At 71.4% G+C, this 8,909-nt stretch carries 9 protein-coding genes; 4 read left to right on the plus strand and 5 right to left on the minus strand.

Annotated elements, in window-relative coordinates:
* Nucleotides 1–118 precede the first annotated feature (118 nt).
* Together ACFXA3_RS25710 and ACFXA3_RS25715 are read right to left on the minus strand one after the other, a co-directional pair.
* Nucleotides 119–739: a PadR family transcriptional regulator gene (locus tag ACFXA3_RS25710; protein ID WP_385190600.1), complete on the minus strand. Its 621-nt coding sequence runs from the start codon at nt 737–739 to the stop codon at nt 119–121.
* A gap of 169 nt (nt 740–908) precedes the next feature.
* Nucleotides 909–1,310, minus strand: coding sequence for a VOC family protein (locus ACFXA3_RS25715; RefSeq protein WP_385190602.1), 402 nt, complete (start codon nt 1,308–1,310; stop codon nt 909–911).
* Nucleotides 1,311–1,402: 92 nt separating this feature from the next.
* Between ACFXA3_RS25715 and ACFXA3_RS25720 the strand changes: the two genes are divergently transcribed.
* Nucleotides 1,403–2,419 (plus strand): helix-turn-helix transcriptional regulator, encoded by a 1,017-nt coding sequence (locus tag ACFXA3_RS25720; RefSeq protein WP_385190603.1) that lies wholly within the window; start codon nt 1,403–1,405, stop codon nt 2,417–2,419.
* 78 nt (nt 2,420–2,497) lie between these two features.
* On the plus strand, nt 2,498–3,316 hold the full coding sequence (locus ACFXA3_RS25725) for a PhzF family phenazine biosynthesis protein (protein WP_385190604.1): 819 nt from the start codon (nt 2,498–2,500) through the stop codon (nt 3,314–3,316).
* 12 nt (nt 3,317–3,328) lie between these two features.
* On the opposite strand, the gene ACFXA3_RS25730 is transcribed toward ACFXA3_RS25725, so the two are convergent.
* Nucleotides 3,329–4,072 (minus strand): CPBP family intramembrane glutamic endopeptidase, encoded by a 744-nt coding sequence (locus tag ACFXA3_RS25730; protein ID WP_385190611.1) that lies wholly within the window; start codon nt 4,070–4,072, stop codon nt 3,329–3,331.
* 157 nt (nt 4,073–4,229) lie between these two features.
* Nucleotides 4,230–5,765, minus strand: a complete 1,536-nt coding sequence (locus tag ACFXA3_RS25735; protein ID WP_385190606.1) for a glutamate-cysteine ligase family protein — start codon at nt 5,763–5,765, stop codon at nt 4,230–4,232.
* A gap of 494 nt (nt 5,766–6,259) precedes the next feature.
* On the opposite strand from ACFXA3_RS25735, the gene ACFXA3_RS25740 reads away from it, so the two are divergent.
* Both ACFXA3_RS25740 and ACFXA3_RS25745 read left to right on the plus strand, forming a co-directional pair.
* Entirely contained in the window at nt 6,260–6,880 is a 621-nt protein-coding gene (locus ACFXA3_RS25740) for a hypothetical protein (protein ID WP_385190608.1), read from the plus strand.
* A gap of 312 nt (nt 6,881–7,192) precedes the next feature.
* Complete coding sequence (locus ACFXA3_RS25745) at nt 7,193–7,399, plus strand: DUF5999 family protein (protein WP_385190609.1); 207 nt, start codon at nt 7,193–7,195, stop codon at nt 7,397–7,399.
* Between the two features lie 160 nt (nt 7,400–7,559).
* On the opposite strand, the gene ACFXA3_RS25750 is transcribed toward ACFXA3_RS25745, so the two are convergent.
* Nucleotides 7,560–8,909: glycine dehydrogenase (locus tag ACFXA3_RS25750; RefSeq protein WP_385190610.1), on the minus strand; the 1,350-nt coding region annotated here is incomplete at its 5' end.

The raw sequence follows: 8,909 nt of genomic DNA on the forward strand, positions 1-8,909 counted from the left end.
TATTCAACCCCCCCCCACATATAAATACAAAATATTTTCGGGGGCCTGCGATTTTTTTTTAAAACACACCCCCCGGGGGGCCCCCCCGGGGGCCGCGCCGTTCGTTTCGCCGGCCGGCTCAGTGCTCGTCGGCCAGGATCAGGTAGAGCTTCTTGCGGGCGTCGTTGATGACCGCGAGGGCCTTCTCGCGCTGTTCGGCCGAGCCGGTCTTGTAGACCTGGCCGAAGGCCTCGAACAGGCTCATCCCGGCCGCCCGGACCTCGTGCAGCGCCTCGAAGTCGAATCCGCGCCCGGCGTCGGCCCAGGGGGCCTCGGGGCCCGATGCGGCCTCGGTGCGGCCGGCGTCGGTGAGCGTGAACAGCTTCTTGCCGCCCTCGCTCTCGCTCGTGATGAGCCCCTCGTCCTCCAGCAGCTGGAGGGTGGGGTAGACCGACCCCGGGCTGGGCTTCCAGGCCCCGCCGCTGCGCTCGCCGATCTCCTGGATCATCTCGTAGCCGTGCATCGGGCGGTCCACCAGCAGCGCCAGGATCGAGGCGCGCACGTCTCCGCGCCGCGCCCGGCCACGCGGTCCGCCGCGCCCGCCCCGCCCACCGAAGGGCCCGCCGCCGAAGGGCGGCCCGAACGGTCCGAAGGCGGCACGCAGGCCCCTGAACTCCTCCCGACGATCGGGGCCGCAGTGCCCGTGGCCCCGCCCGTGCTCGTGTCCGTGGTCGTGACCGTGCTGTCCGTGTGAACGCATGACTGCGCTCCTTCCGTCTTTCGTTTCCGTGTCATCGCTCGTGCGATGCCTCAACTATCACTGACCGATCGCGATGCGTCAACGATATATCGGAAACCCATACCGAACACGGCCCCGACCAGGCCGGTCGTCCGCGCCGCGCCCGTCGTGGCGCCGTGCCGTCGTGGCGTCAGCGGGCGAACTTGGCCTTGGCCGCCGGTGTGACGGGAGTGAAGAAGTTGACGAGGGTGCCGTCGGGATCCCGTACCAGGAGCGAGCGGTTCCCCCACGGCATCGTGGTGGGCGCCTGGACGGGGTCCCCCGCCGAGGCGTCGGCCAGTTCCCGGTGCACCCGGTCCACGTCGTCGACGAGGAACTCGACGATGACGCTGTGGTTGTCGGCCGGGCGGGCAGAGCCCGGGGCGAACAGGGGCACCGTGCGGGTGCCGGCGATGGCGAGCGCGGCCGAGGCGGTCCTGAGCTCGGCGAAGTCCTCGGTGGACCAGTTCGCCTCCACTCCCGTGGCCCGCTCGTAGAAGTCGACGAGGCGGGCGACGTCGCCCGTGATGATGCGGATCGAGACGAAGTCCATGGTTCTCCCAAGATCGGTGGTTCTTCGGTCGGCCTCACGCTAGAGCGGATACCGGACAGAACCCGCCCGGTATCCGCGAGAGACTTCCGGGTATGTCCCGACCCATCGCACGCGTCCTCACGATGCTGGAACTCCTGCAGTCGGGCGGCCTGCGCACCGTGGCCGAACTCGCCGACCGGCTCGGCGTCGACGAGCGCACGGTGCGGCGGTACGCCGATCACCTCCTCGACCTCGACGTACCCGTCGAGTCCGTGCGGGGCCGCCACGGCGGCTACCGGATCGCCGCCGGCTATCGCATGCCCCCGCTCATGCTGAGCGACGACGAGGCGCTCGCCGTGCTGCTCGGCCTGCTGGCCGGCCGGCGTGCCGGGCTGACGGCCGCCGCGGGCACCGCGAGCGAGACGGCGGCGGCCAAGATCCGACGGGTCCTGCCCGAACGGCTCGGCCGCCGGCTCGACGCCCTGCTCGGCTCGCTCGCCTTCACGGCCCCGCCCGGCACCGCCCCGCCCGGCACGTCGACGGCCCCGGAGACCGGGACCCTCCTCACGATCGCCGACGCGGTGCGCCACCACAGGCCGGTTTCGTTCCGGTACGTCGCCGCGGACGGCCGGCGCAGCGAGCGCACGCTGCACCCCCACGGCCTCGTCGCCCACTCGGGCAAGTGGTACGTGACCGGTGTGGATCCCGAGGCGGACGAGGACCGCACGTTCCGGCTGGACCGCATGGCCGGCGCGCGGGTGCTGGCCGGCTCGTTCGTCCCTCCCGCGGGGTTCGACCCGGCGGAGCGCCTCCTGACGGGGCTCGCCACCGCTCCCCGCCGGCACGAGGTGAGCGTCCTGGTCCAGGGGAGCGCCGAGGACGTCCGGGCCCGGCTTCCCGCCGGCCTCGCGATCGTGGAGGAGCAGGCGCCCGGGGCCGGTCCGGATCCGGAGTCCGGGCACTGGTCCCGGGTCGGCCTGCGGGTGGAGCGGCTCGACTGGCTGCCTGCCGTACTCGCCTCGCTGGACCGTCCCTTCGTCATCGAGCGGCCGGACGAGCTCCGCGGGCTCGTCGCCGCGTGCGCCGCGCGGCTCGCGGACTCGGCCCGGAGCAGGCCGCCCCGCGCATGAACGACGGTCGTGATCATCAGGCCAATCGTCCCGGATTGGCATTTGTGGCCGGCCGAAGGCGAGCCCTACGGTCGGCGCATGCGCCTCCGAATCGTCGACGCCTTCACCGACCGCCCCTTCTTCGGCAACCCCGCCGGGGTCCTGCTCCTCGACGGGGAGTTCCCGCCCGACGCCTGGCTCCGGCAGGTCGCCGCCGAGGTCAACCTCTCCGAAACCGCGTTCGCCCGGCCGCTGCCGCCCGGCGGTGAGGCCGACTGGGCCCTGCGCTGGTTCACCCCGTCCGCCGAGGTCGACATGTGCGGCCACGCCACGCTCGCCACCGCGCACGTGATCGCGGCGAGCGGCCTCGCCCGGGGGCTGATCCGGTTCTCCGCGCGGTGCGGCATCCTCACCGCGGAGACCGCCGCGGACGGCACGATCACGATGGACTTCCCGACGTCCTCCCTCACACCGGTGGAGGCGGACCCCGCGGTGCAGAGCGCCCTCGGCGCGGAGATCAGGTCCGTCCACGACACGTCCGAGCACATCGGCGACCTGCTCGTCGAGCTGGCGGACGAGCGGGCCGTGCGCGAACTCACCCCCGACATCGCGGCCCTGCGCGGCTACGCCCGCCGCGGGGTGATCGTCACCGCGGCCGCCGAGGACCCCTCGCGCGGATACGACTTCGTCTCCCGCGGCTTCTTCCCGGCCTTCGGGATCGACGAGGACCCGGTCACCGGCAGCGCCCACACCGCGCTCGCCCCGTTCTGGGCCGCCCGGCTGGGCCGTACCTCGCTGGTCGGCCTCCAGGGCGGAGCGCGTACCGGACGCGTCGCGGTCCGGCTGGCGGGCGACCGTACGCTCCTGACCGGCAACGCGGTCACCGTCATCGACGGCGAACTGCTCACCCGGCCCTGACGGGGAGGACCACTACGGGGTCGGCAGCCAGCCGACCTTGCCCGCGAGCAGCGCGTACCCGCCGAACGCCACGATGTCGAGCAGGGCGTGCGCGACGACGAGCGGTGCCACCCGGCCCCAGCGGCGGTACGCCAGGACGAAGACGACGCCCATCGCCATGTTGCCGAGGAAGCCGCCGATCCCCTGGTAGAGGTGGTAGGAGCCGCGCAGCACCGAGCTGGCCAGCAGCGCGGCCATCGGCGACCAGCCCAGCTGACCCAGCCTGCGCAGCAGGTAGGCCAGCACGATGATCTCCTCCACCACGGCGTTCTGCACCGCGGAGAGGATCAGCACGGGGAACTTCCACCACACGTCGGGCAGTGCCTCCGGCACCACGGTCAGGTTGGCCCCGCTCGCCCGGGCCGCCAGGTAGAAGGCCAGCCCCGCGCTGCCGATCCCGGCCGCGACGAGGGCTCCGCGCGCCAGGTCCCAGCCGGGCCGGGTGCGGTCGAAGCCCAGGACGCGCAGCCCCGGCACGCCCTCCCGGGTCAGCAGGTGGGCGACCAGCAGCACCGGCACCAGAGCGGTGCCGATGCCGAACAGCTGCCAGGCCAGGTCGAGCCAGGGCCGGCCGGGGGCGTACGAACCGTTGAGCGTGGCGGCCTGGTCCTTCAGGCCGCCCGGCTTGGTCAGCGATCCGATGAAGCTGATCAGCGACGAGACGGCGCTCGCACCGAGCGACAGCGCCAGCACGAGCAGCGTCTCGGTGCGCAGCATCCCCCGCTCGTTCCCGGGCTGCAACGTCTTGACCACCGGTTCCGGCTCCGCCCGCACGTCCGACTCCCGTCCCGCCGTTCCGTTTCGTCCACCCCATACTGCCTCCTCCGCGGGGGAACGGGATCACCGGACCGGGAACGCGCGTGCAGCGGCCGGTTCAGCGCTGCACCGGCAGCACGGCGCTCACCTCCTCGTCGGCCAGTCCGACCGGCCAGGTGTGCACGGGGTCTCCCTTGTGCATCAGCTCGCTGTAGCGCCGGGTGACCGCGGCCAGCGCCGCGTCCCGCTCCAGGCCGGACGCGAGCGCCCGGTGGTAGGTGTCCACCTGCCAGGTCGCGCCGTTGACCCGCCGCTGACAGCGTTCCTCGATGATCCCGAGGTAGTGGTCGCGGTCGGCGGGCTCGATGCCCCAGGCGTCCAGGCCGGACGCCGCCATCGGCAGCAGCTCGTCCAGGACCAGGCGTACGGCGGACACGCCGGCCAGCCCGCCGCCGCGGCCCCGGCGCGGCCAGCGCAGCCGCGCGTCGATCCCGTACCGGCAGGCGGCGTCGAAGTTGGCCTCCGCCTCGGCGAACGGCAGCCGGGTCCACACCGGCCGCTGCTCGTCGGCGAGCGTGCGGACGAGCCCGTAGTAGAAGGCGGCGTTCGCGACCACGTCGGCGACCGTCGGGCCGGCCGGCAGCACCCGGTTCTCCACCCGCAGGTGCGGCATCCCGTCGGCGATCCCGTACACGGGCCGGTTCCACCGGTAGACCGTGCCGTTGTGCAGGACCAGTTCCTGCAGGGTCGGCACCCCGCCCTCGGCGAGCACGCGCAGCGGCTCCTCCTCGTCGCAGATGGGCAGCAGCGAGGGGAAGTAGCGGACGTTCTCCGCGAAGAGCTCGTACGCCGACTCCACCCAGCGCTCCCCGAACCAGGTCCGCGGCCGCACCCCCTGGGCCTGGAGCTCGGGCGGCCGGGTGTCGGTGGCCTGGGTGAACAGCGGCGGCCGGGACTCGCGCCACAGCTCGCGCCCGAACAGGAACGGCGAATTGGCGCCGACGGCTATCTGTACGGCGGTCACCGCCTGCGCCGCGTTCCACACGTCGGCGAACCGGGCCGGCGTCACCTGCAGGTGCAGCTGTACGGAGGTGCAGGCGGCCTCCGGGACGATCGACCCGGTGCTCCAGGTCAGCCGCTCGACCCCGTCGATGTCGAGCATGAAGTCCTCGCCGCGCATCATCAGGATCTGCTCGTTCAGCAGCGAGTAGCGGTCCACCGCGGACAGGTTGGCCGTGACCAGGTCGGCGCGGGTGATCGTCGGCAGGATGCCGATCATCACCACCCCGGCGTCGATCTCGGCGGCCTGCCGGTGGGCATAGCCGAGCCCCGCGCTCAGCTCCTCGGCGAGCTGGTCGAATACCCGGCCGCCGAGCCGGTGCGGAAGGACGTTCACCTCCAGGTTGAACATTCCGAGTTCCGTCTGGAAATCCTGGCTCGCTATCCGCTCCAGAACCTGGGCATTCACCATTCTCGGCAACCCGTCGGCACCCGCCAGATTCAGCTCGATCTCCAGCCCCATCATGTTCTTGGGGCGATCGAACCTCTTCTCCGCCAGAAGCCGCTCCAGCCCCTCCAGGCACTCGTGAAGCTTCCTCCGGTACTTCTGCCGATCGGACAGGTCGAATCCGCCCGCCACGACCTTCTCCCCCATCGAAGCTTCCCTCCTCGAATGGGCCTGGCCAGTGACACCCAGGCGCGCGTGTACGGTCGATGATGCCCCGGAGGCGTGATCGATAACGCCGTGGGGGCGTGCATGGCGGGGAGCGCGCGCCGGTTTGGCCGAAGGGCGCTATGGCACATTCACTTGGCAACACACCGTATGCAAATTCCGCGTTCGTTTTGCCGGTTCCGGATAATGGGCGCTTTCCAGCCGAGCCCCCGTCCGGTAACCTCCGAGGTCAGCGCGACTTGTTCGCGCGCAACCGGCATGAAAGCCATGTCAGCGGGACCGGTAAGCGCCTTGTCGGCAATAGGCGGGACAGCTACCCGAAACACTGCGTGAACACATGTCGTATAAACTCCGCAAACGAGGCAGAGAGTTGGCGCGCGGCCATTGCCCCTCAGCCCCCCTCTGGCCCCAGAATGCGACAGCGCCGTCCGCACCTGCCCCGTTCCACAGGTCTCCCAAGTGAGAGGCGACCCACCATGCCGCTGCATGTCCCTCCGGCTCCCGCGCCCGCCCTGCGCAGCGTCCTCGCGGCACTCGGTTCCCCCACCGCCGTCCACGAGGCGCACACTCCGGCCCTGCGCGCGCTGCAGGGCCCGATGACCGCCGAACTGCCCCTGCCGGTCCACGTCCTCGACCGGCTGAACATCTCCCAGCTGGCAGCGGGGGGCCGCCCGCCCCGCACCCGGCTGACCGCCTGGCGGTTCCTGATCCGCAGCGGCGACCGCTACGTCGCCGCCGCGGACACCCGGCTGACCCCGGACGGCTGGGTCTTCTCCCATTTCTTCGAGGGCCCCTACGTCGCGGCCACCGAACGCGCCCTGCGCCAGGCGGAGTCGCTCGGCAAGAACTACCAGCCGCGGCTGCTCTCCGTGCCCGAGCTGTACATGATGACGCTCTGGCTGCACGGTGCGGTCGGCGCCGACGCCTCCTCCGGGCTGCCGGCCGCAGCGGACCTGCTGGTGCCGCTGGCGCCGGCCCCGCCCGGCATCGCCCCGTACCGGCCGCACCCGGTGTCCGAACTGCTGCCCGTGATGACGCACCGGCTCACTCCGCCGAGTCCGCCTGTCCCACCGTCACTGGCCGCGCCGGCCGCCTGAGCGGGGCCCGCGCAGCGCCGGAACGGGGTCTGAACAGGTGCGTTCCACGTCGCTGGCCCGAACGACCCATTCGGCCTAGCCCACTCGGGCCACCCGTGAACCACCCGAAATGACAGGGGAGTTGACCTGAACCGCCCGCACGAGTGATGCGTCATCAATGTATGAGGACAGCTGCCGGGAAATCCCTGCGGACGCAACTCCGTAGGGCAACACTGGGATCCTGACCAAACCAAGACGTTGATACGGGGGGCGGCCATGAACAAGGCATCGAGCCGCAGCACACAGACCACATCGCAGCGAAAGAACGCATCCATGTGCCAGCACCAGCCAGCGTGCCCGTCAGCCGACTCCGCCGACCGGGAGGCCGCCAAGCCGTTGGCGAACCACCCGGAACAGGGCTGGAGCCTGCTGTGCAACGGAGTCCTGCTCTTCGAGGACACCGGTGAGCTGCTGCCGGACGGCCAGATCATCGCCCCGCACCGCCCGCTCGCGGCGGCGCACGTGGTGAAGGCGGCCTAGCCGGCGACAGCACGGAATGGAACGCAGCAGCAGGGGAACGAAGCAGTACGCAACGACGAGGGCCGGCCCGGGAACCATTCTCCCGGACCGGCCCTTCGTCACGCCGTCACCTCACACGGATGTGTCAGGTCGCCGAGCGGTCCCGGCGGCGTCGTGCGGCTCAGTTGTCGTACTCGTCCAGCGGCGGGCAGGAGCAGACCAGGTTGCGGTCGCCGAAGGCACCGTCGATGCGGCGCACCGGCGGCCAGTACTTCTCCGCAGCGGTGACCCCGCCCGGGAAGACGGCCTCGTCACGGCTGTACGGGTGGTTCCACTCGCCGCCCAGGGCCGCGGCGGTGTGCGGGGAGTTGGCCAGCGGGTTGTCGTCCACGGGCCACTCGCCGCCCGCGACCCGGTCGATCTCGCCGCGGATGGCGATCATCGCGTCGCAGAAACGGTCGATCTCGGCGAGGTCCTCGGACTCCGTCGGCTCGATCATCAGCGTTCCGGCCACCGGGAAGGACATGGTCGGGGCGTGGAAGCCGTAGTCGATCAGGCGCTTGGCGATGTCGTCCACGCTGACGCCCGTCGCCTTCGACAGCGGGCGCAGGTCGATGATGCACTCGTGCGCGACCAGGTTGCCCGGGCCGGTGTAGAGCACCGGGTAGTGCGGCTCCAGGCGCTTGGCGATGTAGTTCGCGCCGAGCACCGCCACCTGGGTGGCGCGCTTGAGGCCCTCGCCGCCCATGAGGCGCACGTACGACCACGAGATCGGCAGGATGCCGGCCGAACCCCACGGCGCCGCCGAGATCGGGCCGACGCCCGTCTCCGGGCCGGCGGTCGGCTGGAGTGGGTGGTTCGGCAGGTACGGGGCCAGGTGCGCCCGGACGCCGACCGGGCCGACGCCCGGGCCGCCGCCGCCGTGCGGGATGCAGAACGTCTTGTGCAGGTTCAGGTGCGAGACGTCGCCGCCGAAGTGACCCGGCTTGGCCAGGCCCACCAGGGCGTTCAGGTTGGCGCCGTCCACGTAGACCTGGCCGCCCGCCTCGTGCACCTGGGCACAGATGTCGGCGACGTGCTCCTCGAACACACCGTGCGTCGAGGGGTAGGTGATCATCAGCACGGCGAGCTCGTCGCGGTACTGCTCGATCTTGGCGCGCAGGTCGTCGGTGTCCACCTCGCCGTCGTCGGCGGTCTTGACGACGACGACCTTCATGCCGGCCATCACGGCGCTCGCGGCGTTGGTGCCGTGCGCCGAGGACGGGATGAGGCAGACGGTGCGCTGCTCGTCGCCGTTCGCCCGGTGGTAGGCACGGACGGCCAGCAGGCCGGCGAGCTCGCCCTGGGAGCCGGCGTTGGGCTGGATGGAGACCTTGTCGTAGCCGGTGACCTCGCAGAGACGTTCCTCCAGCTCGGTGATGAGCGTGAGGTACCCCTCGGCCTGGCCTGCCGGGGCGAACGGGTGCAGCTGGCCGAATACGGGCCAGGTGACCGGCTCCATCTCGGTCGTCGCGTTCAGCTTCATCGTGCA

Source organism: Streptomyces sp. NPDC059456 (genome assembly GCF_042750055.1).
In the GTDB taxonomy this organism is placed as follows: Bacteria; Actinomycetota; Actinomycetes; order Streptomycetales; family Streptomycetaceae; genus Streptomyces.

What these genes read in the sequence shown, in the direction of transcription:
- ACFXA3_RS25745 (WP_385190609.1), top strand. Translation starts at nt 7,193, where the DNA reads ATGTGCCAGCACCAGCCAGCGTGCCCGTCAGCCGACTCCGCCGACCGG.
- ACFXA3_RS25720 (WP_385190603.1), top strand. Translation starts at nt 1,403, where the DNA reads ATGTCCCGACCCATCGCACGCGTCCTCACGATGCTGGAACTCCTGCAG.
- ACFXA3_RS25740 (WP_385190608.1), top strand. Translation starts at nt 6,260, where the DNA reads ATGCCGCTGCATGTCCCTCCGGCTCCCGCGCCCGCCCTGCGCAGCGTC.
- ACFXA3_RS25715 (WP_385190602.1), bottom strand. Translation starts at nt 1,310, where the DNA reads ATGGACTTCGTCTCGATCCGCATCATCACGGGCGACGTCGCCCGCCTC.
- ACFXA3_RS25735 (WP_385190606.1), bottom strand. Translation starts at nt 5,765, where the DNA reads ATGGGGGAGAAGGTCGTGGCGGGCGGATTCGACCTGTCCGATCGGCAG.
- ACFXA3_RS25710 (WP_385190600.1), bottom strand. Translation starts at nt 739, where the DNA reads ATGCGTTCACACGGACAGCACGGTCACGACCACGGACACGAGCACGGG.
- ACFXA3_RS25725 (WP_385190604.1), top strand. Translation starts at nt 2,498, where the DNA reads ATGCGCCTCCGAATCGTCGACGCCTTCACCGACCGCCCCTTCTTCGGC.
- ACFXA3_RS25730 (WP_385190611.1), bottom strand. Translation starts at nt 4,072, where the DNA reads ATGCTGCGCACCGAGACGCTGCTCGTGCTGGCGCTGTCGCTCGGTGCG.